The following is a 20874-nucleotide window of genomic DNA, read 5'->3' as shown; positions in this document are numbered from 1 at the left end:
CGCTACCGCGTTTAGCGCCGGGGCACGGGCGGTGCAAGCATATGGCGGCGGTAAAGCTCGATCATCCAGCCCAGCATCAGCGCATTGAGCAAATGCCAGCCGAAATGTGTTCCTATCGGGATCAGCGCGCAGGAGAGGCCGTCAATGCTGCGCATGGTCAGCGACGCCACCAACAGCCCGGCTCCCAGCAGAAGATCACGCGCTGTCCGTGGCGCGCGCACACGGAGCGCCAGCCCGTAGCCCGCGATCAGCAGCGGCAAAGGCAGATACGCCGCCGAGCCACCGGCCAACGGGATGAGCGCCAGCAGCGGCACCAGCGCCACGGACAGCGCCACCGCAACCCCGGTGCCGAACAGCGCAGCCAACCGCCCCATCCGCCAGAATCCGCGATTGGCCGCATAGATATAGATCAGCACGAAGCAGAGGATCGGCACCACATCCGCCAGCGCCGCCCAGGCCTGTGCATGGGTGTGAAACAGGAACGACCCCACCCCGATCAGCCCCAGCACAATCACCAGCAGGCGCGCCAGCGGCAACGGCGCATCCCCCAAGCGGCGCCACATGACAAAAGCCGCCACGATGAAAGCCGCATTGGTGACGGCATTCACCGGCTCGGCCCAATACGCGGCATCGAGACGCTCGCAATAGGCGTTTATCGGGCGCGTCCAGTCCACGGGGCTTTTCTCCTGCTATCGGGTTGATACTGTGCAGGGGAAACATAGGGAGACGACAATGAAAATCACCTGGCTTGGACATTCATCCTTCCGGATCGAGATTGGCGGACTGGTCCTGCTGATCGATCCCTGGCTGACCGGCAACCCCATGCTGGAGCCCGATCAGCACAAGCCCGCCACGCAGGGCGCGACGCATATCCTTCTGACCCATGCCCATTTCGATCACGCGGGCGACCTGCCGCGCCTGGCAAAGGATCTCGGCGTGCCGGTGGTCGGGCAGTTCGACCTGATGTCATACTGGGAGGAACATGAGGGCATCGAGACCGTCGGCTTCAACAAGGGCGGCACGGTGGATCTCGATGGCGCCATGGTGACGATGGTGCATGCGGTGCATTCCACCTCGATCGGAACCGATAGCGGGCCGCATGTGACCGGCACCGAATGCGGCTACATGATCGCGGGCGAGGGCCACACGATCTATGTCTCGGGCGATACCGACGTCATGGCCGACATGAAGATCTTCAATGACCTGCACGCCCCCGATATCGGCATCCTGTGTGCGGGCGGCCATTTCACGATGGACATGAAGCGCGCGGCCTACGCGGCCAGTAATTTCTTTGACTTCAAGACGGTTATTCCCTGCCATTACAAGACCTTCCCGATCCTCGAGCAATCCGCCGAGGCGCTGGTCGAGGCCCTGCCCGGCGTCGATGTGATCGAACCCGAGGTCATGACCGCGATCGAGATCTAGGGCGCGCGGCGCTCCTGGAAGAACCGCTTCAGGAGGGCCTCGGATTCGGCGGCGGCAATGCCGTCATAGATCTCGGGAACATGGTGGCATTGCGGGTGCGTGAAGACGCGCGCACCATGCGCCACGCCGCCGGACTTGGGATCGGACGCGCCGAAGTAGAGCCGAGCGATGCGCGCGGCGGCGATGGCTGTGGCGCACATCGCGCAGGGTTCGAGCGTGACGTAAAGCGCATGACCCGGCAGTCGCTCGCTCTTGGCGGCCGCGCAGGCGGCGCGGATCGCCAGGATCTCGGCATGGGCGGTCGGATCGCTCAGCTCGCGGGTGCGGTTGCCCGCTCGCGCCACGATACGCCCGGTGGGGTCGACCAGCACGGCGCCGACCGGCACCTCGCCCCGCGCTGCCGCCTGTCGCGCCTCGTCAAGCGCCGCGTCCATATGGCTTTTGAATGTCATGACGTCCCCTCTTGCCCCGCACTCTGCGCTTTCGCAAGCCCCCGCTTTGCGCTAAGCCCTGCGCCATGAACACCACCCCCCATAAGGGCGAGCGCATCGCCAAGGTCATCTCGCGGGCCGGGCTGGCCAGTCGGCGAGAGGCGGAAAGGCTGATCGAGGCGGGGCGGGTCGCGGTCAATGGCAAGGTGATCGACCGGGCCGCGCTCAATGTCACGCCTCAGGACCGGGTCAGCGTGGACGGGCGCGATCTCAAGGCGCCCGAACCGGCGCGGCTCTGGCTCTATCACAAGCCTGCGGGCCTCGTGACCACCACCAGCGACGAACAGGGCCGCCCGACCATCTTTGACGAGCTGCCCGAGGATCTGCCGCGGGTAATGAGCGTGGGGCGGCTCGACATCACCTCCGAAGGGTTGTTGCTGCTGACCAATGATGGCGGCATCAAGCGCAAGCTGGAGCTGCCCTCGACCGGGTGGCTGCGCCGCTACCGCGTGCGCATCAAGGGGCGTCCGAGCGATGAGACCTTCGCGCCGCTGCGCCAAGGCCTTGAAATAGAAGGCGAAAAATTCCAGCCCATGATCGTCTCGCTCGATCGCCAGCAAGGCGCAAATGCCTGGGCCACGGTCGGCATCCGCGAGGGGCGCAACCGCGAGGTGCGCCGAGCGATGGAGGCGGTGGGGCTGACGGTGAACCGGCTGATCCGCATCTCCTACGGGCCGTTCCAGCTGGGCAATCTCAAGCCCGGCGCCGTCGAGGAAATCCGGCCCCGCATCCTGCGCGAACAGCTGGGCATGGAGGAGCAGAAAGAGGCTGCTAAACCCGGCAAACCGGGGCGGCCCGGCAAACCCGGCAAACCGAAACCGACGCCGAAACGCACACGGCGGCGGAACTGACGGCGAATCATCTGCAAGAAACTGATTAACAACGAAAAACACCGATCTGCATCGCATCGGGCTCACGTCGGTATCGCGTCGGTGCGCGGCACCGAGACACCACGCATTAACAGGGCGCGCGCCCGATAAGCGTACAAAATCCGCGCCGTTTTGTACCAGACGCCCGCGCCTTCTTCTGTTCAGAAATATCCCGGGGGAGTCGCGCCTTGCGCGACGGGGGCAGCGCCCCCGCCCTGCCCTGCGCTAGCCGCCCGCGCCACGCCAGCTCTTGCGATAGGCGCGCGGCGAGGTGCCGAAACGCTTGCGAAACCGCGCGGCCATTTGGGAGGTGCTGTTGAAGCCGGTGGCGGCGGCGATCTCGGCGACGCTCAACTCGGTTTCGTTCAGAAGCGCATGCGCGCGCGATATCCGAAGGTCCATGTAGAACTGCGCCGGGGTGATGCCGACATGCGCACCGAAAAGCCGCTCGAGCTGTCGGCGCGAGATACCGATGCGCGCGGCCAGGTCCGATATCTCGAGTGGCGATTCGAGGGTTTCGTTCATCAGCCGCATCGCCGCGATCAGGTGGGGATTGCGGCTGCCAAGCGCAAAGGAATAGGCCGATCTCTGGCGGCTGTGCTGAAGGTTCGAGCGGAAATGCAGGCACATGTCCGCGACCATCGTGGCAAGATCCGCGCCGTGGTCGCGCTCGATGAGGTCGAGCATCATGTCGGTCGCGGCGCTGCCGCCACCGCAGGTGATCAGGCCACGATCGTTTTCATAAAGCGCGCCGGTTGGTTCCAGCCCGAAATAGCGCTCGACGAAGGCGGGCTGGTTTTCCCAATGCAGGGTAAAGCGGCGGCCCTCGAGAAGCCCCGCCTCGGCCAGCGCGAAAGCGCCGGTGCAGATCCCGCCGACCCGCGCCCCGAAGGCGCGCTGTCGCCGGGTCCATTGGGTGACGCGGGACGAGAGCGTATCGGCGGGTTCGATGCCTGCGCAGACAAAGGCCAGTGCCTCGCGCGGGATATCGGCAAGACCGCCGTCGGGTGTGATGTTCACCCCGCAGGAACAGACCACGGGCGCGCCGTCCTCGGTCATCACGAACCAGCGATAAAGCGCGCGCCCCGCCACCTGGTTGGCGACCCGCAGGGGTTCGAGCGCCGAGGTGAAGGCCAGGAGGGTCAGTTTGGGCAGCAACAGGAAATGCACGTCCCGTGGCGGTCCGTCATAAGCCACCTTAAAACTGGCGGCGCCGCGTGGCACGAAAACTTCCGTCGTCATGCGCCCGTCATAGCATCAAGCCGGCCCGGCGGTAAGGTTGTGCGCGCGTTTGCGCCGCCCGCCCCGCGCGGCGGCGGGACACCCCGGTGATCTGGCGGCAGGCGGGCCATCTTCCCCCTAGAATGCTTTGCCTGCATCGCCTAAGTTCAGAATGTCTTTGGGGGTGTACTTGCCTATGTCCGATACCGGTCTGCAAAAACTGGCCTTTTTCCTGCTGGTCCTGCTGATCCTCTATGTCTCGTTGACGGGGGGCGGCTGATGGCGCGGCGCTATGGCGGAAAGTTCAGCCCCGATACGCAATCACAGGTGACATCCGGCCCGGACCAGGGCGGCTATCAGGGCGCGCGGCGCACCCGCGCGGGCGGGCGCGTGAACCTGCTGTTCCTGGCGCCTCTGCCCCTGATCTGGGCGGCTTTCACCGCAGGGCCGGTGGGGCTGGCGCTCAATCTCGGGGCACTTGGAGTCCTGCTGCTGGCGGCGTGGCTGACGCGGGAGGGAATTCTGGCGCAGGAAGCCTATGAGGGGCGCAAGATCGCCCGCCGCCCCGGCTTCCCCCGGAAGATCGCCGCATCGGTGCTGACCGGGATGGGGCTGGCGCTGGCCGGTTTCGCGACTGCGGGCGGCATTGTTGCGCCGGTCATCTATGCCCTGCTGGGCGCGGCGCTGCATTCCTTCGCGTTCGGGCTTGATCCCTTGAAGGACAAGGGGATGGAAGGGGTGGATCTATTCCAGACCGATCGCGTGGCGCGCGCCGTGGACGAGGCCGAGAAGCATCTTGCCGTCATGACCGATGCGATCAAGCGCGCTGGCGACCGGCAGCTCGAAGCGCGCGTCGAGCGGTTCGCCGCCACGGCCCGCAAGCTGTTTCGCACCGTCGAGGAAGACCCGCGCGACCTGACGGCGGCACGCAAGTACCTGTCGGTCTATCTGATGGGCGCACGCGACGCGACGGTGAAGTTCGCCGATATCAATGCACGCAACCGCGACAGCGGCGCAAAGGGTGATTACACCGCGCTGCTGGACGATCTGGAGGGCAATTTCGCCGCCCGCACCGAAGCTCTTCTGCGCGACGACCGGGTCGATCTCGATATCGAGATCGAGGTTCTGCGCGCGCGCCTGCAACGCGAGGGCATCCGCCCGCCCATCACCAGTGAGTAAGGGGACCACCATGTCAGATACCACCCGTCAGAAAGCCGAGGCCACGCTGGCCGAGGTCGAGCAAGTCAGCCGCACCATCCTGCCCGAGCCCGCCAAGGCGGATGAGGTCATCACGCTTGATAAGGCCGATGCGGCGATCGGCGGTGAAATCCGCCGCCGCATGGACGAGATCGACATGAGCGACACCAATTCGATCGTCTCGTTCGGTTCGGGCGCACAGGCCGAGTTGCAGGAAATCAGCCAAGCCATGCTGAACGGCGTGCGCAACAAGGATGTCGGCCCGGCGGGCGACAGCCTGCGCGGGATCGTCACCACGATCCGGGGCTTTTCGGTCAGCGAGCTGGATGTGCGCCGCCAGCGCAGCTGGTGGGAAAAGCTGATCGGGCGCGCCGCGCCTTTCGCCAAGTTCACCGCCCGTTTCGAGACGGTGCAGGCGCAGATCGACAAGGTGACAGACGATCTGCTGCATCACGAGCACAGCCTGCTCAAGGACATCAAGTCGCTTGACCTGCTGTATGAAAAGACGCTGCAGTTCTATGACGAGCTGGCGCTGTACATCGCCGCGGGCGAAGAGAAGCTGCGCGAGCTCGACAGCACTGTCATTCCCGCGAAGGAAGCCGAGGTAAAGGCCGCGCCCGAGGCGGATCAGGTGATCCGTGCGCAGGAATTGCGCGATCTGCGCGCCGCGCGCGACGATCTCGAGCGCCGGGTGCATGACCTCAAGCTGACGCGCCAGGTGACGATGCAGTCGCTGCCCTCGATCCGGCTGGTGCAGGAGAACGACAAGAGCCTCGTGACCAAGATCAACTCGACGCTGGTCAATACCGTGCCTCTGTGGGAAACGCAGCTGGCGCAGGCGGTGACGATCCAGCGCTCGACAGAGGCGGCGGCGGCGGTGCGCGACGCCAATGACCTGACCAACGAGCTGTTGACCTCCAATGCAGCCAACCTGCGCGAGAGCAACAAGATGATCCGCGAGGAAATGGAACGCGGGGTGTTCGACATCGAGGCCGTCAAGAAGGCCAATGCCGACCTGATCGGCACGATCGAAGAAAGCCTGCAGATCGCCGACGAGGGCAAGGCGCGCCGCGCCGCTGCCGAAGAGGATCTCAAGAAGATGGAAGCCGATCTGCGCGACACGCTGGCCTCGGCCAAGGCCCGTCGTGATGGCGTGGGCGACAATGCCGGCACCGCCGTGCCGCAAAGCTGAGGACCAAGGTGCGCTGGACGGGAGTGATGCGGGGAATGGCAGGAGGGCTGGCGGCGCTGGCCCTTGCTGCTTGCGAGTTGCCCGGCGGCGCGCCGGGCCCGAGGCCGGCGGAGCGCCCGCCCGGCCTTGTGCCGCCCGAACCGGCGCCCGCGCGCGCGCAGTCTGATGCCAGCCGCGCCTTGCAGCGGTATTATGCGGCGGTGCAGGCGGACCTGCTGTCGCAGGGCTTGCTGCGCACCGATGGCGGGGGGGCGGATACGCCCTATACCGACAACACGCTGATGCGCAATTTCGAGCGGATCGCCTTTTACGACGAATACGAGCGTGACGCCGGGCTGCAGCCTTCGGGCGGCGAGGCGGTGGGGCTGCGCAAGTGGACGCGCCCGGTGCGGATGTCGGTCGAGTTCGGCGATTCCGTGCCCGAGGACCAGCGCGCGGTGGACGAGGACATGGTGCGCGATTACGTTGCGCGGCTGGGGCGGATCACCGGGCATTCGATATCGGTGGTGCGCGGCAATCCCAATTTCCACGTGCTCTACATGGGCGAGGACGATCGCGATCAGGCGGTTGCGCGCATCAGGGAGGTCGTACCCAATGTGAACCCGGCGACGCTGCGCCTGTTCCAGACCCTGCCGCGCACGATCCATTGCCTTGTCATCGCCTTTTCGGAGCCGCAGAACGAGAACAGCTACGGGCGCGCCATCGCCTTCATCCGCGCCGAGCATCCCGAGCTGATGCGCCGCTCCTGCGTGCATGAAGAGCTGGCGCAGGGGCTGGGGCTGGCCAATGACAGCCCCTATGCGCGCCCCTCGATCTTCAATGACGACGACGAATTCGCGCTGCTGACCGCGCATGACGAGATCCTGCTGCGGCTTCTCTATCACCCCGACCTGACCCCCGGCATGACCCCCGATCAGGCCCGCCCCATCGTCGCGCGCATCCTGGCGCGGCGCGACGGGCCGGTCTGACGGCAAAGGAGACCACTATCATGGGCATTTTCGATTTTCTGACCGGCGAGTTCATCGATGTCATCCACTGGACCGACGACACCAGGGACACGATGGTCTGGCGCTTCGAGCGCGAGGGCCACGAGATCAAATACGGCGCCAAGCTGACCGTGCGCGAGGGCCAGGCGGCGGTGTTCATTCACGAGGGCCAGCTGGCGGATGTGTTCACCCCCGGCCTTTACATGCTGGAAACCAACAACATGCCGGTGCTGACCACGCTCAACCACTGGGATCACGGGTTCCGCTCGCCGTTCAAATCCGAGATCTATTTCGTCAACACCACCCGCTTCAGCAATCTGAAATGGGGCACCAAGAACCCGATCATGCTGCGCGACCCGGAATTCGGCCCGACGCGCCTGCGCGCCTTTGGCACCTACACGGTCAAGGTGGCCGATCCGGCGCGTTTCCTTGCCGAGATCGTCGGCACCGACGGCGAATTCACGATGGATGAGATCAGCTTTCAGATCCGCAACATCATCGTGCAGGCCTTTTCGCGCATCATCGCGGGCGCGGGCATCCCGGTGCTGGACATGGCCGCCAACACCGCCGACCTTGGCAAGCTGGTCGCAAGCGAGATTTCCAAGGTGGTCGCGGAATACGGGCTGACGATCCCGGAATTCTACATCGAGAACATCTCGTTGCCCCCGGCTGTGGAAGAGGCGCTGGACAAGCGCACCTCGATGGGGCTGGCGGGCGATCTGGGAAAGTTCACCCAGTATTCCGCCGCCGAAGCGATGACCGCCGCATCGAAGAACCCCTCGGGGGGTGCCGGGATCGGTGCGGGGCTGGGCATGGGAATGGGCATGGCGATGGCGCAGCAGCTCAATCCGCAGCAGGGACCGTGGGGCGCGGCCCCCGCGTCGAGCGAGGCCGCAGCGCCACCGCCGCCGCCGCCACCCGTCGAGCATGTCTGGCACATCGCCGAGAAGGGCGAGACCCGCGGCCCCTATTCCAGGGCCGCGATGGGGCGCATGGCCGCCGATGGCACGCTGAGCCGCACCGCGTATGTCTGGACCGCCGGGCAGGACGGGTGGAAACGGGCCGAGGACGTGGCCGAACTGGCGCAGCTGTTCACCATTCTGCCGCCGCCCCCGCCCGAGGCCTGAGCCAAAGCAAGGGGGGGGCGCGGACACGCGTGCTCCCGCCCTGCCCCGCACCCAGAGCAAGACCCGATTTCACGCAGTCCCGATGGTTGCTTCATGCCCTTCTCCGACGCAGCATCCCCGATCGAAGAACACCGCTTTCCCTGCGATCAATGCGGGGCGGATTACCGGTTTGATCCGGCTTCGGGGCGGCTGGTCTGCGATCATTGCGGTCACAGCGAAGAGGTGGCGCAGTCCGGCCCCTGGGAGAGCACGATCCGCGAGCTGGATTTCCGCCAGGCGTTGAACAGCGAGCTTCCGGACGAGGACATCGAGGAGACCCGCGTCACCAGCTGCCCCAATTGCGGTGCGCGGGTGGAATTCGACGAGACACTGCATGCTGCCGAATGCCCGTTCTGCGCAACGCCCGTGGTGACGGATACCGGCACGCATCGCCATATCAAGCCGCGCGGGCTGTTGCCCTTTGCGCTGGATGAAGAGGCGGCGCGCGGGGCGATGAATGACTGGTTGGGGCGGCTGTGGTTCGCACCGGGTGGCTTGCAGGACTATGCCCGCAAGGGGCGCAGGATGCAGGGTATCTACGTGCCCTACTGGACCTTCGATGCCGACACGAAATCCGCCTATCGCGGCGAGCGCGGCACCGTCTATTACGAAAACCGCACGGTCACGCGCAACGGCAAACGCGAGACCGTGCGCGTCGCCAAGGTGCGTTGGCGGTCGGTCTCGGGACGGGTGGCGCGGTTCTTCGACGATGTGCTGGTGCTGGCCTCGCGCAGCCTGCCCAAGCGCTTCACCGACGGGCTGGAGCCCTGGGACCTGTCGGCGCTGGAACCCTATGCGCCGCAATACCTGGCGGGGTTTCGCGCCGAGGGCTATGCGGTGGAACTGGACGAAGGGTTCACCGAGGCGCGCCAGATCATGGACCGCGTGATCGCGCGTGATGTGCGTTTCGATATCGGCGGCGATCGCCAGCGCATCCATGACATCCAGACGCAGATCAGCGATGTGACCTTCAAGCATGTTTTGCTGCCGGTCTGGCTGGCGGCCTACAAATACCGCGGCGAGAGCTATCGTTTCGTCGTCAACGGGCGCACCGGGCGGGTACAGGGCGAGCGGCCCTGGTCGGCATGGAAAATCGCGCTGGCGGTGATCGCGGGGCTGTTGGTGGCGGGTGCCATCGGCTACGTGATCGCGATGGAACAGGGGGCGCTGTGATGAGTGAGGCCTATGATACACTGAACGCGCTGTTGCGGGCGCGCCATTCCTGCCGCGCCTTCAAGCCGGAGCCGGTGCCCGAGGACACCGTCGCGCGCATCGTGTCGGCGGCCGCGCAGACGGCGTCGTGGTGCAATGCGCAGCCCTGGCAGGTGACGGTGACACGCGGCGCAGCGACAGAGAGGTTTCGCGCGGCGCTTGTCGAGGCGGCCACATCCGATGCGCCCTGCCCCGACCTGCCCTGGCCCGAAGGCTTTCCGGGTGTCTATGGCGAGCGGCGGCGCGCCTGCGGCTATCAGCTTTACGAGGCGGTCGGCATTGCACGCGACGACCACACGGCACGGGCCGAACAATCCATGCTGAATTTCTACCTGTTCGGTGCGCCGCATGTGGCCATCGTGCATTCCGAGGCCGCACTTCGGGCTTACGGGGCGATGGATACCGGCGGGTTCGTCAGCAACTTCATGCTGGCGGCAAAGGCGCTCGGCGTGGACACGATCGCGCAGGCCTCGGTTGCGGGCCATGCGCCCATGATCCGCGCGCATTTCGGCCTGCCCGAAAGCCGGATGATCCTGTGCGCGATTTCCTTCGGGATCGGCGATGCGGATCACCCGGTGAACAGGTTTCGCACCGCGCGGGCCGATCTTTCCGATATCCTCGACCCGCGCGACTGATGCGCCGGTCAGCCCTTGTTGATGGCGATCTTGCGCGCCGCGCTTTCATCGGGGCCGCGCTTGGGCACCGAAAGGGACAGCACGCCATCCTTGAGGCTGGCCGAGACCGACTCGCCATCGGCATCGGCAGGCAGGCGGAAGGTGCGGCTGAAGGCGCCGTACTGGCGTTCGGAGAAGAACCAGGTATCGCCTTTTTCCTCGCGTTCCTGGGTTTTCTCGCCGCGTACCGTCACCACCCCGTCATGCACCGAGATGTCGATATCGTCTTCGGCGACGCCGGGCAGTTCCATCGTGATGCGATAATTGGACTCATCCGCCGAGGCATCCGAGGCGGGCGAGAGCCAGTCGGCGACACGCTGGCCAAGGTGGCGGAAGGGTTCGTAAAAGGACGGCCACAGGCCGGAGGATTGGGACTTTTCAACCATGTCTGCAACTCCTCTGGTTAGAATGCGTGACGCAGTCTCGCGCGATCAGGCGGGGCGCGCCTTGATGCGCATCAACGCGCGATACTTGCATCGCGGCGCGGTTTTGCGCATTGCGTTCACGAGAACTGCGAAAAGGAATATAGGCAATGCGCGCTCTGCTGCAACGAGTCACCCGGGCCGAAGTCAGCGTCGGGGGCGAGGTGATCGGACGGACTGGTCCGGGCCTCATGGTGCTGGTCTGCGCGATGCAGGGCGACGATGAGGCCGGGGCCGACCGGCTGGCCGCGCGGATCGCCAAGCTGCGCATCTTCAAGGACGAGGCGGGCAAGATGAACCGGTCGCTGCGCGACACGGGGGGCGGCGCGCTGGTGGTGAGCCAGTTCACACTGGCCGCCGACACGAGCCGCGGCAACCGCCCCGGTTTTTCAAGTGCCGCACCGCCCGAGGAAGGCAAGCGCCTTTACGAGCATTTCGCCGCGGCGCTGGCGGCTGAGGGTGTGGCGGTGGAGACCGGCGCCTTCGGGGCCGACATGCAAGTGTCCCTGACCAATGACGGCCCGGTGACGATCTCGATCGAGAGCTGAGCGCGGCGCTCAGCGCAGGAGATCCTCCTCGAAGGGGAAATGCGACAGGAGTTCGATCCCCTCCTCGGTCACCAGCACCTGCTGTTCGAGTTTCACGCCCTCCTGCCCGCCTTCGGCGCCGATATAGCTTTCGACGCAGAGGGTCATGCCGGGCAGGATTTCGCCGTCATAACCGGCATCGGGAAAATCACCGCGGTGGTAGAGATAGGGATATTCCCCGGTCATGCCGCAGCCATGGGCGCTGAGGTAATAGCGGTTAGCGTGAAAGCGCGCGGGAATGTCCCAGGCGGCCTCGGCATAGTCCCGAAAAGACATGTGGGGGCGCAGGATAGCCATGTTGTGATGCACCTGCTCATACGCGACCTTGTAAAGCTCGCGCTGCGATTGGGTGGGTGCGTCGGGGCCGGAATGGAAGCTGCGCGAGAAGTCGGCGTAATAGCCGTGGCAGCCGACCACATCGGTATCGAGGGCGATCAGTTCGTTGGGACCGATCACATTGTCCGAGGTTTCCTGAAACCAGGGGTTCGTGCGCGCACCTGCGTTGAGCAGCCGGGTTTCGACATAATCGCCGTTCTGGGCGATTACCGACTGGTGGAGCACGGACCAGAGCTGCGCCTCGGTGAGGCCGGGGCGGATCGCGTCGCGCAGCTTGCCGACAGCGATCTCGGTGGCGCGCAGCGAGGCGATGACGCATTTCATTTCCTCGGCGGATTTGATCGCGCGGGCCATCTCGACGGGCTCCTGCGCATCGACGATGCGAAATCCCTGAGCCTGAAGCGCGATGGCGCTGCCTGCGTTCAGGCGTTCCAGCCCCACGGTCGCACCCTTGCCGACAAGTTCATGGATGAGGTCGGCCATCCCGGCCGCCCACGCCTGTTCGCGCGTGGCGATATCGGGGCCTGCGGCAACGTAGCTCGCGGTGCGGGCGGGGCGCACCTCGTCCACGGTCTCGAATCCCTCCGCCAGGTGAAGGCAGCCGGTGAATTCAAACAGGATCGCGCGCGATTGCGTCAGCAGCAGATAGCGCGATGGCGCGTTGCGCATCGAGAATACCTGCATGTTGCGGGTGCCGGTGGCGTAGCGGATGTTGACCGGGTCCGACAGGATCACCGCATCGACCCCGCGCGCGGCCATTTCGGAGCGGACCCGGCCCTGCCGGTAGAGGCGCACGGCGGCAAGGTCGATCCCCTCGCTCTCTGGCGCGCGGTCAAGCTGGGCGAGGCCCGCAAGATCGCTGCGTTCTGCGTGCCAGTCGAATTCGGCCATCGGTCGCGCTCTCCCCGTCCCTGTCGCAGCCCTGTTCTGAATCTCTTGCAGATTCCGCAGCCGCCGGAAAGGTCGGAAATGCGGGGCGTCAGGGTTCGTGCATCGCCTCGCGGGATTTGAAGAGCGGCTTGAGCAGGTATTGAAGCACGGTCTTTTCGCCGGTGTGCAATTCGACCTGCGCCTGCATGCCGGGGCGCAGCTCGATCGCGGACTGACGCGGCGAGAGGTCCGAAAGGTCCAGCCTGAGCCTGACCTTGTAATGCGGATCGCCATCCGGGGCGCGCGTGTTTTCGTCCTCGAACGTATCCGCCGAGATCACATCGACCTTGCCCTTGAGGGTGCCGTGAATGGTGTAGTCATAGGCGCTGAGCTTGATCGTGGCGGCCTGACCGGGGCGGATATTCGCGATGTTCTGCGGCGCGACGCGGGCCTCGACCAGAAGTTCCTCGTCCAGTGGGATGATCTCCATGATCTGTTCGCCGGGACGCACGACGCCGCCGATGGTGGTGACGTTGAGGTTGTTCACGATGCCGCGCATCGGGCTGGTCAGGACGGTGCGCTCGAGCTGGTCGAGGCTGGCCGAGAGGTTCTGACGCAAGGTCGCGAGTTCCTTGAGCGTGTCGGAATATTCCTGTGCGCGTTCAAGTTCGGTTTGCGTGACGATCTCGTCATAGCGTTTCTCGGCATCGGCATGTTCCTTGCGCGCACGGGTCACTTCGATCAGCGCGACGATCTTCTTGGCAAGCAGGTCTTCGAGCAGGCGACGTTCCTCGGCGGCCTGCGCCAGCACCTTGCGCGCGCCCTGACTGCGCTTGACGAAATCTTCCTGCCGGGCCTTGAGAAGCACCTTTTCGGAGGCGGCCATTTCGGGGCTGCGGGCGGCAAGCTTCGCGGGGATATCGAAATCGAACTGCCCGGCGAGTTCCGCCTCGAGGCGCAGGCGGCGGATATCATGCGCGGTGATCTGATCGCGCAGGTCTTCGACCGAGGATTTGAATTGCGTGCCGTGCAGCCGCGCCAGAACGGCGCCGCGCGCCACAACGTCGCCTTCCTGCACGAGGAGCTCGGAAAGGATGCCGCCTTCGAGGTTCTGGATGATTTGCGGGCGCGAGGATGAGATGATTTCGCCATCGGCACGCACGATCTCATCGAGCCATGCGAAAGCCGACCAGAGCAGGAACAGCCCCACCACCCCCGCGCAAAGCCGGATCATCAAGCTGGAGCCGCGCAGGCGGGCGTTGAACTGCCGCGCCAGATCGGTCGAGGATGCTGCTGCGGCCATGAGCTATCCCTTCGCCCCGCCAGCGGCACCGGCCTGCGCCAGGTGGGCCAGAACCTGATCGCGCGGCCCGTCCACGGCAAGGCGGCCGTTTTGCAGGATCATGGTGCGGTCGGTCAGTTGCAGGATCGGCACCCGGTGGGTGGCGATGACGGCGGTGCGCCCGTCGAGCCATGTTTCAAGGCGGCTGACAAGGGTGCGCTCCAGCGTCTGATCGAGCGCGGCGGTCGGTTCGTCCAGAAGGCAGATCGCCGGATCCTGAAGCCAGAGCCGCGCCCAGCCGATGGACTGGCGTTGCCCCTGGCTGAGCCCCTGCCCGCCATCGCGGATCTCGAGGTCGAGCCCCTTGGGGTGGGATTTGACGAAGGGGCCGAGCCCGGCGAAATCGAGCGACGCGAGAAGCCGGTCGTCATCGCCTTCGAGCAGCGTCAGGTTGAGGTTGTCGCGCAGGGTGCCGCTGAAGAGGCGCACGTCCTGCCCGAGATAACCGATGAAGCGGCGCAGATCGCGCGGGGCGATATGGGTCATATCGGTGCCATCGACCATCACCCGTCCCTGCGTGGCCGCATAGAGGCCCGAGAGCAGTTTGAGGAAGGTCGATTTGCCCGAGCCGTTGGCGCCAAGCACCGCCAGTTTCTGACCCGGCTGGATGGTCAGTGCGGGAATGTCCAGCACGGGTGGCAGGTCCGGGTCATAGGCGAAGCGGACCTCGCGAAGGTCGAAACCGCCGTGCAGGGCGTCGCGGCGCAGGTAGCTGCGCTCGGGCGCGGTGTCCTGTTGCGCGGTGGCGATGGAGTCGAGGCCGTTGAGAGCGGATTTCACATTGCTCCAGCGCGCCATCGTTCCCGCCAGCTGGGTCAGCGGTGCCAGCGTCCGGCTGGTCAGGATGCTGACTGCGATAATCGAGCCGACGGTGAATTCGCCCGAGAAGACAAGGTAGGTGCCCATGATGATCGCGCAGATATAGGTCGCCTGCTGAATGCCCTGACTCCAGAATGTCAGGCCGGAGGCAAGGCGGCGCTGTGCGCTGGTTGTGAGCGCCTGAAGGGTGGTCAGTTCGACCCAGAGGCGGCGAAAACGATCCTCGGCGCGCTGCGTCTTGAGGGTGTCGAGCTCGAAGATCGCCTCGTGAAGCAGGCGCGAGGCCTTGGACGAGGCGCCCTGTGCGCTTTGAGTAAGGGCAATCATGCGGCGTTGCAGGAAAAGACCGGGCAGCACCATCAGCACCGCACCCAGCACCAGAAGCCAGACCACGTTGCCCGCGATCAACGCCACCAGAAGCAGGAACACGAAGATGAAGGGGACATCGGCAAGACTGCCGATGGTGGCCGAGGTGAAGAACTCACGCACCGAGCCGAATTCGCGCATGGCGCTGAAGAGCTGGCTGGGTGCCCGCCCCGCCAGTTCCGAGCGCATGCCCAGAACGCGATTCATCAGGAGGGTCTGCACGCCGAGTTCGATCTGCTGGCCAGCACCATCCATCAGCCGCGCACGCGCCAGTTTAAGCGCGGCCTCCATCAGGAGCGCCAGCCCGGCGCCGCCCGCCAGCACCCAGAGCGTGGATTCGGATTGATGGGGGATCACGCGATCATAGACCTGGAGCGCAAAGAGCGCGACGGCGACCGCAAGAAGGTTGGCGACGAAAGACCCCAGCACCACTTCGGCGAAGGCACGGCGGAACCCGGCGAATTGCCCCCAGAACCAATGCGCATCTGCGCCGGTCGGGCCATGCACGTCGGACAGCTGGCCAAGGGGGATTTCGGCGCGGATGGTCTCGCCGGTGAAGAAGGGTGCGAATTCGGCCAGCGGCACGATGGCGCGGTTATCGCGACAGGTGCGGTCATAGATCACCAGCCCCGCATCGCCCTGTTCGAGCACGAGGATCATCTGCCCGTTGGTCATGCGCGCCAGCGCCGGCCAGGCGTCGCGCTGACAGGTGACGTCGCAGGCGATTTCGCTCAGGAAACCGGCGGCACGCAGGGCTTCGGCAAGCGCCTGCGAGGTCGGCGCGTCGGCGTGGCGAACGAGGGTCTCGACGATGTCGCGGGGCGGGACGCTCTGCCCCAGCAGCCCGGCATAGACCGCCGCGAGCGCCGCGAGACGTTCGGTGCGGGCCTGGGTCGGTGCCGCGTTGCGCGGCGCTGCGGGAGCGGCGGAGGGCGGCGCGTCGCGGTTCGAGACGGCCCGAAGACGGCCGCGCAGGGCGGCGGTCATCCCGGCTGCGCCCTCGGGCAGCTTCATATCCGGCTCCCTTCGGCCAGGAGGCCCAGATGGCGCGCGATTTCAAGTTGGGTGCGCGCACGTTCGTATTTCAGGTCGATGCTCGCGGCCTGCCGGGTGGCGAAGGTTTCGTAGACGCCGACCACGTCCATCACCTGGCGCTGCCCGGCCTTGTACTGGCGCTGGAACAGATCGAGATTGACCTTGGCGCGCCCGGCGAGGTCTTGCGCCTCGCGTTCCTGGCGGCTGAGTGCGGCAAGCTGGGCATGCAGCCGATTGAGGCGGCGGGCGGAATCCTCTTCTGCCTGCGCCACGCGGCGCGCGGCGGCGTCGCGTGCGGTTTCGGTGGCGTCGAGGCTGTCCCCGGTGCCAAGGCCCAGAAGGCGATCCGAAGAGAGGTTGAGCCCGATGCCGGAGCCGTTCTGGCCAAGGGTGCCGCCCGCTGTCAGCGCCGGCAGAAGGCCCGCGCGCTCCATCCGTGCGCTGGCGATGTCGCGCTCTTTCTCGGCCTCGGCGCGCAGGACGTCGAGCGATCGCGCGGCGGGATCACCAAGCGGCAGGTCCGTCAGCCCGGAGACGTCGTCAAGTGGGCCGTCGGACATGGCGTTGAGTTCGGCAAAGGCGGTGGCCTCGGCCTCTTGCTGAGCGGCAAGGGTCGAGCGGATCTCGGCGAGCTTCTGGCGCAGGACATGAAGGTCGGAGCTGTCCGAGACCCCCCCGCGCACACGTTCGGCCATGATCCATTCAAATTGCTCCATATCCGCCAACGTGCGGGATTCGACGACGGCGCGGTCACGCGCCTTCATCGCATCGAGATACAGCCCAAGCGCGGTCAGGATGCGGTCGTTGGTGTCCTCGACCATCGTTACAGCCGCGATTTCCACGTCGGCGCGCGCAAAGGCGCGCTCGGCCTTGCGGTGGCCATTGTCAAAGAGCATTTGTTCGACCACGAGCTGCGAAACGATCTCGCTCAGGCTGTTGAGGCTGATATTCGGTCCGACCTTGGGCAGCCAGTTCTTGGAAGCAGCCTCGGCCCTGAGCCGCGCGCCACGCAACTCGGCCTCGGCGGGCCTGCTGGCGGCGGCGAGCACGGGGGCGCTGATGCGCGCATAGGGGCTGTCGGGCGGCAGGATGCTGCGCCGCGCCTGAAGATCGGCGATGATGGTCGATTGCGTCTGGTTGTCAGCAGGCCCGATCGTGAAGCGTGACACCTGGCCCGCGCCGCGATCGAGTGACATGCAGCCACTCAATGCCAGTGCCGCCAGAATCCACACCCCGCGTTGCATCGCTCCGCCCTTCTGCCTCGTGATCGCCTTTTGACAGGCTTGTTTTTTGTTCTGTCCGCTGCGCGCGGGCCGGTCCCCGCGCGCAGCGATTGTCATTCGTCCGTCCCGACCGAGCATCAGGTGTCGATGACGTTGATCCTTTCATCGACAATGATGGTCGCATCGTCGCCAAGCGTATAGATGTCGTAGCCCACGGGTTCGGCAGCGCCGCCATTGACCTGTTGCGCGCCGAGCGCGATCAGCGTGTCATCCGTGCCGCCCTCGACCAACAGCGTGTCGGAGGTGTCCGAAAGGGCGAGAATCTGCTCTTCGGTGACCGTCAGCTCGGCGCGGTCCGCGAACTGCAGGTCGATGGTTTCGATACCGAGACCGGCGAGATCGGGGTTGTCGAGGTTTACCGAAGAGGTGTTCACCTCGTCGGGGACGAGATAGGTGGCGGAACTGTTCCCGGCGGTATCGGTGCTGGTCACGACCAGGTGCGAGCCATCGGGAATCGAAGCGGCGTTCCCCTGATCGTCGAGGAAGATGTGGTCGGTCTCGCCAAAGAGCGGATTGTCATCCGAATGGATCGGCACCGCATTCACCGAGCCGTCCGAGGCGACCTCGTGAACGGTGATGTCGTCGGCCGTCATGTCGGTGGTGACATAGCGATACCCGCCGCCCTGACGGAAATACCCAACGATATCCGGCTGGTCGGGTGCCACGAAGTCGAAGGTGAGCGAACCGGGGATGCTCTCGAAATTTCCGGCCGTGTCGGTCACGTTGATGGTCACGCCGACGGTGCCCTCCTGGGCGGGCAGATCATCTTGCGGGATGGTGACCGCCCAGTCGCCGTCTTGGTCGCTGGTGGTGAGATAGCGCCGGTTGAACAATACCAGTTCGACCCGCGAACCCGGCTCGGCGGTTCCGTTCATTTCAAGTCCGCCTTGCGCGGCAGCAAGGTTGGCGATCCCGTTGAAGGATCCTGTCACCTCGCCCTGCGAGACATCCTGCACGACGGTGTCGATGAAGATCGTCTGTTCGAGAGTCGAGATATTGCCCACCGGGTCCATGACTTCGATATGGAGATCCGCGTCGTGCTGCCCGCCGGGAATTGCGCCCGGTTCGAAGGTGACGTGCCATTGCCCGTCATCGCCCGCCGTGAACTGGCGCGTCACATCGTCGATTGTGACCCAGACCACGGAATGCGGTTCAACCGTGCCACTGATCTGAAAGCCGTTGTCGACCGAGTCGCGGTTGATCACAGTGCGCCCGCCCGTCGTGGTCGGAAGCTGCAGCGGCGCAAGCGAAAGGTCGTCGACCCGCGTATCGACATGAAGCGTGCTGCTGACCGTTGCGCTGTTCTCGTAGGGATCGGTGATCGTGGCCGTGACAACCGGGAAATGCTCGCCCGGCGTCAGATCCTGTGTGGAGTAGAACTGCTGCCAGTTGCCGCTGCCGTTGGCGCGCGTCGTGTATTGCACGCCGTCAAGATCCACCTCGACCCAGGCATATGGATCGGCGGTGCCCCGCACCATGACGCCGTCCTGATAGACATCGTGGTTGATGACGCCCTGATCGCCGATGGAAGCAGCATCGAGCGTCAGCGTCCCGGCCTCGGTATCGACATTGATCATGCGCGTCAGGGTCTTGACGTTCTGCGCAGAATCCTTGGCCGTGATGGTCAGCAATTCGCTATAGGTGCCGGGCGGAAGCTGGCTTCCGGCGACGGTTGCGGTCCAGGTTCCGTCGGGAAGAAACTGCACCGGAACGGACTGGTTGCGGAACATCATCGTCACGGTTGAACCGGCCTCGACCGTGCCCGAAAGGGTGAAGCCGCCGCCGATCTCGTCGCCGTTGATATAACCGTCAAGCCCACCCGGCTGCCCGCTCTGGGTGAAGGAATTGACCTCGAGATCGATTCGGACATCCTCGGATGCGGTGCTGATATTGCCCGCAAGGTCCTGCGTATGGGCGCTGATGGTGGCGTCGAATTCGGTTTCGGGGAACTGGGCGGCGTCGAAGGTGACCTGCCAGGTGCCGTCATCGCCAACCAGCATTTCGCGCTGCTGCCCGGCCATTTCGACATAAACGCGCACGCCGGGTTCGGCCGTGCCGGTGACGACCAGCCCGCCGGGTTCCACGAAATCCCCGTTGATCACCCCGTTCGCGCCAAGCGCGCCGGCGTTGATCGCCAGTTGCGGGTGGATCGTGTCGACCGAGACGGTCTCGGTGATGGTGGTCGTGTTGCCCATGGCATCACCCGTCACGATCGTCACGTCGGCGTCGTAATCGCCATCAGGCAGCAGGCCCGGCGCGAAGCTGACCGACCAGCTGCCGTCTGCCAGCACTTCGGTTTCGCGGGTGACGTTCTCGATGGTGACACTGACCCAGGCTTCCGGCTCGCCGGTTCCCGAGATCACCACGCCGTCTTCGTTATATTCCTGGTGGTTGACGATATCACCTGCGGCCACGGTGCCTCCGGTCACGTCGATCACCGGCGGCGTCGTGTCGATGACGACCTGGGGGCCGTCGAGCACGGTTTCGGTGCCATCGGGTTCGGTGATGGTGACCTCGACCGGATAATCGCCGTCCTCGGGGAAATCATCGCCCTCGAACACCACTTCCCAGTTTCCGTCGGCGTCGGCGGTGGTCTCGAGTTCCTCGTCGCCGATTGTGACCACCACGTTCGAGCCGGGTTCGGCCGTGCCGGTGATGGTGATGGAGTCCTGCTGGTTGTCGTCGCCGCCGATGGCGACCTGGCCATTCTCGTTGACGCTGGGCGCGATGCCGTCATCGTCATCGGGCGAAACCGCGGGCACGAAGCCAGCTGCTGGTGTGCCGCCGCTGCCACCGCCAACGGCCTGCATCAGGGCCGAAGAGGCCACGAGGCCCGCGGCACCGGCGCCAGCAGCACCGAACAGGCCCGTGCCGCCCAGAAGACCAGCGCCGAGCATCGAGACGGTTTCCTCGCCCTCGGCCGCGCCCGGCGCAACGGGCGCGATGATCTCTGCGCTGTCGAGAAAGATCAGGTCGTCCGACGGGCTCCATTTGCCCCAGATTTCGGTCGGGCCGTATTGAGCGTAGACCGCGCCCTCATCGCCCTCGATCAGCGTGACCTCGTTCAGGTAGCCGTCGGCGCTGATGAACAAGCGCGATTGCGGCGCGCCGTCGGCGTCGAAATAGCCCTCCAGCACGACGACACGGCCATCCGCGAGGGTGATCTGCAGATCGCTCCCGTCCCGTTGATACCTGTCGATTTCGAATTGTCTCAGATTGAGAGAGATTTCCTGACCGCCACCGCCTGAAATCCCAGTCGTTGCGCTTTCGTCTGAAATCGCACCGCGAACCACTCCGCCCGCATTGGAGCGAGCCACATACTCGATACCCATTTTCCCACCACTTGCTACCTCGTGGGCGACGCATCATAAGGCGGCACCC

At 65.3% G+C, this 20874-nt stretch carries 18 protein-coding genes; 9 read left to right on the top strand and 9 right to left on the bottom strand.

Translation table 11 applies throughout. The features are described 5' to 3' along the window. Positions 1–11: 11 nt before the first annotated feature. A complete protein-coding gene (locus ROH8110_RS02440) occupies positions 12–674 on the bottom strand; it encodes a ceramidase domain-containing protein (RefSeq protein WP_085816185.1) in 663 nt (220 codons plus the stop codon). A 58-nt stretch (positions 675–732) separates the two neighbouring features. Between ROH8110_RS02440 and ROH8110_RS02435 the strand changes: the two genes are divergently transcribed. Next, positions 733–1425: a metal-dependent hydrolase gene (locus ROH8110_RS02435; protein ID WP_085816184.1), complete on the top strand. Its 693-nt coding sequence runs from the start codon at positions 733–735 to the stop codon at positions 1423–1425. On the opposite strand, the gene ROH8110_RS02430 is transcribed toward ROH8110_RS02435, so the two are convergent. Beyond that, positions 1422–1877: a nucleoside deaminase gene (locus ROH8110_RS02430; protein WP_085816183.1), complete on the bottom strand. Its 456-nt coding sequence runs from the start codon at positions 1875–1877 to the stop codon at positions 1422–1424. The genes ROH8110_RS02435 and ROH8110_RS02430 overlap by 4 nt on opposite strands. Before the next feature lie 65 nt (positions 1878–1942). Between ROH8110_RS02430 and ROH8110_RS02425 the strand changes: the two genes are divergently transcribed. Next, positions 1943–2767 (top strand): pseudouridine synthase, encoded by an 825-nt coding sequence (locus tag ROH8110_RS02425; RefSeq protein WP_085816182.1) that lies wholly within the window; start codon positions 1943–1945, stop codon positions 2765–2767. Positions 2768–3010: 243 nt separating this feature from the next. Here ROH8110_RS02425 and ROH8110_RS02420 read toward each other — a convergent pair whose 3' ends face one another. Beyond that, positions 3011–4027 carry a GlxA family transcriptional regulator gene (locus ROH8110_RS02420; RefSeq protein WP_085816181.1) on the bottom strand — a complete coding sequence of 339 codons (1017 nt, stop codon included), beginning with the start codon at positions 4025–4027 and terminating at the stop codon, positions 3011–3013. A gap of 258 nt (positions 4028–4285) precedes the next feature. Between ROH8110_RS02420 and ROH8110_RS02415 the strand changes: the two genes are divergently transcribed. From ROH8110_RS02415 to ROH8110_RS02390, 6 genes are all read left to right on the top strand, one after another. After that, positions 4286–5185, top strand: coding sequence for a 5-bromo-4-chloroindolyl phosphate hydrolysis family protein (locus ROH8110_RS02415; RefSeq protein ID WP_085816180.1), 900 nt, complete (start codon positions 4286–4288; stop codon positions 5183–5185). A gap of 10 nt (positions 5186–5195) precedes the next feature. Then, complete coding sequence (locus tag ROH8110_RS02410; RefSeq protein WP_085816179.1) at positions 5196–6395, top strand: toxic anion resistance protein; 1200 nt, start codon at positions 5196–5198, stop codon at positions 6393–6395. 26 nt (positions 6396–6421) lie between these two features. After that, a complete protein-coding gene (locus ROH8110_RS02405; protein ID WP_245962766.1) occupies positions 6422–7363 on the top strand; it encodes a DUF2927 domain-containing protein in 942 nt (313 codons plus the stop codon). A gap of 20 nt (positions 7364–7383) precedes the next feature. After that, positions 7384–8508 (top strand): SPFH domain-containing protein, encoded by a 1125-nt coding sequence (locus tag ROH8110_RS02400; protein WP_085816177.1) that lies wholly within the window; start codon positions 7384–7386, stop codon positions 8506–8508. Positions 8509–8601: 93 nt separating this feature from the next. Beyond that, complete coding sequence (locus ROH8110_RS02395; RefSeq protein ID WP_085816176.1) at positions 8602–9720, top strand: TFIIB-type zinc finger domain-containing protein; 1119 nt, start codon at positions 8602–8604, stop codon at positions 9718–9720. Then, entirely contained in the window at positions 9720–10394 is a 675-nt protein-coding gene (locus tag ROH8110_RS02390) for a nitroreductase (RefSeq protein ID WP_085816175.1), read from the top strand. The genes ROH8110_RS02395 and ROH8110_RS02390 overlap by 1 nt, the downstream gene beginning before the upstream one ends. Before the next feature lie 8 nt (positions 10395–10402). Here the strand turns inward: ROH8110_RS02390 and ROH8110_RS02385 are convergent, their stop codons facing one another. Then, entirely contained in the window at positions 10403–10819 is a 417-nt protein-coding gene (locus ROH8110_RS02385; protein ID WP_085816174.1) for an Hsp20/alpha crystallin family protein, read from the bottom strand. Between the two features lie 146 nt (positions 10820–10965). Here ROH8110_RS02385 and dtd point away from each other — a divergent pair, with 146 nt between their 5' ends. After that, positions 10966–11403, top strand: a complete 438-nt coding sequence (gene dtd / locus ROH8110_RS02380; protein WP_085816173.1) for a D-aminoacyl-tRNA deacylase — start codon at positions 10966–10968, stop codon at positions 11401–11403. A gap of 9 nt (positions 11404–11412) precedes the next feature. Here the strand turns inward: dtd and ROH8110_RS02375 are convergent, their stop codons facing one another. The 5 genes from ROH8110_RS02375 to ROH8110_RS02355 form a co-directional block, all read right to left on the bottom strand. Next, positions 11413–12669 (bottom strand): M24 family metallopeptidase, encoded by a 1257-nt coding sequence (locus ROH8110_RS02375; RefSeq protein ID WP_085816172.1) that lies wholly within the window; start codon positions 12667–12669, stop codon positions 11413–11415. An 88-nt stretch (positions 12670–12757) separates the two neighbouring features. Beyond that, positions 12758–13951: an HlyD family type I secretion periplasmic adaptor subunit gene (locus tag ROH8110_RS02370; RefSeq protein WP_085816171.1), complete on the bottom strand. Its 1194-nt coding sequence runs from the start codon at positions 13949–13951 to the stop codon at positions 12758–12760. A gap of 3 nt (positions 13952–13954) precedes the next feature. After that, the gene (locus ROH8110_RS02365; RefSeq protein WP_121143661.1) at positions 13955–16162 is read right to left on the bottom strand and encodes an ATP-binding cassette domain-containing protein; all 2208 of its coding nucleotides are present in this window, start codon (positions 16160–16162) and stop codon (positions 13955–13957) included. A 23-nt stretch (positions 16163–16185) separates the two neighbouring features. Beyond that, complete coding sequence (locus ROH8110_RS02360; RefSeq protein ID WP_085816950.1) at positions 16186–17454, bottom strand: TolC family protein; 1269 nt, start codon at positions 17452–17454, stop codon at positions 16186–16188. Positions 17455–17570: 116 nt separating this feature from the next. Beyond that, positions 17571–20825 (bottom strand): hypothetical protein, encoded by a 3255-nt coding sequence (locus ROH8110_RS02355; protein ID WP_085816169.1) that lies wholly within the window; start codon positions 20823–20825, stop codon positions 17571–17573. Positions 20826–20874 lie beyond the last annotated feature (49 nt).

The sequence above is a fragment of the Roseovarius halotolerans genome (genome assembly GCF_900172255.1).
GTDB lineage: Bacteria > Pseudomonadota > Alphaproteobacteria > Rhodobacterales > Rhodobacteraceae > Roseovarius > Roseovarius halotolerans.
Note: the sequence above shows the minus strand (reverse complement) of the source record. Positions and strands in the feature narration are given on the sequence as shown.

Coding starts and splice junctions, on each gene's coding strand:
- ROH8110_RS02435 (WP_085816184.1), top strand. CDS start 733: ATGAAAATCACCTGGCTTGGACATTCATCCTTCCGGATCGAGATTGGC.
- ROH8110_RS02430 (WP_085816183.1), bottom strand. CDS start 1,877: ATGACATTCAAAAGCCATATGGACGCGGCGCTTGACGAGGCGCGACAG.
- ROH8110_RS02425 (WP_085816182.1), top strand. CDS start 1,943: ATGAACACCACCCCCCATAAGGGCGAGCGCATCGCCAAGGTCATCTCG.
- ROH8110_RS02420 (WP_085816181.1), bottom strand. CDS start 4,027: ATGACGACGGAAGTTTTCGTGCCACGCGGCGCCGCCAGTTTTAAGGTG.
- ROH8110_RS02415 (WP_085816180.1), top strand. CDS start 4,286: ATGGCGCGGCGCTATGGCGGAAAGTTCAGCCCCGATACGCAATCACAG.
- ROH8110_RS02410 (WP_085816179.1), top strand. CDS start 5,196: ATGTCAGATACCACCCGTCAGAAAGCCGAGGCCACGCTGGCCGAGGTC.
- ROH8110_RS02405 (WP_245962766.1), top strand. CDS start 6,422: ATGCGGGGAATGGCAGGAGGGCTGGCGGCGCTGGCCCTTGCTGCTTGC.
- ROH8110_RS02400 (WP_085816177.1), top strand. CDS start 7,384: ATGGGCATTTTCGATTTTCTGACCGGCGAGTTCATCGATGTCATCCAC.
- ROH8110_RS02395 (WP_085816176.1), top strand. CDS start 8,602: ATGCCCTTCTCCGACGCAGCATCCCCGATCGAAGAACACCGCTTTCCC.
- ROH8110_RS02390 (WP_085816175.1), top strand. CDS start 9,720: ATGAGTGAGGCCTATGATACACTGAACGCGCTGTTGCGGGCGCGCCAT.
- ROH8110_RS02385 (WP_085816174.1), bottom strand. CDS start 10,819: ATGGTTGAAAAGTCCCAATCCTCCGGCCTGTGGCCGTCCTTTTACGAA.
- dtd (WP_085816173.1), top strand. CDS start 10,966: ATGCGCGCTCTGCTGCAACGAGTCACCCGGGCCGAAGTCAGCGTCGGG.
- ROH8110_RS02375 (WP_085816172.1), bottom strand. CDS start 12,669: ATGGCCGAATTCGACTGGCACGCAGAACGCAGCGATCTTGCGGGCCTC.
- ROH8110_RS02370 (WP_085816171.1), bottom strand. CDS start 13,951: ATGGCCGCAGCAGCATCCTCGACCGATCTGGCGCGGCAGTTCAACGCC.
- ROH8110_RS02365 (WP_121143661.1), bottom strand. CDS start 16,162: ATGACCGCCGCCCTGCGCGGCCGTCTTCGGGCCGTCTCGAACCGCGAC.
- ROH8110_RS02360 (WP_085816950.1), bottom strand. CDS start 17,454: ATGCAACGCGGGGTGTGGATTCTGGCGGCACTGGCATTGAGTGGCTGC.
- ROH8110_RS02355 (WP_085816169.1), bottom strand. CDS start 20,825: ATGGGTATCGAGTATGTGGCTCGCTCCAATGCGGGCGGAGTGGTTCGC.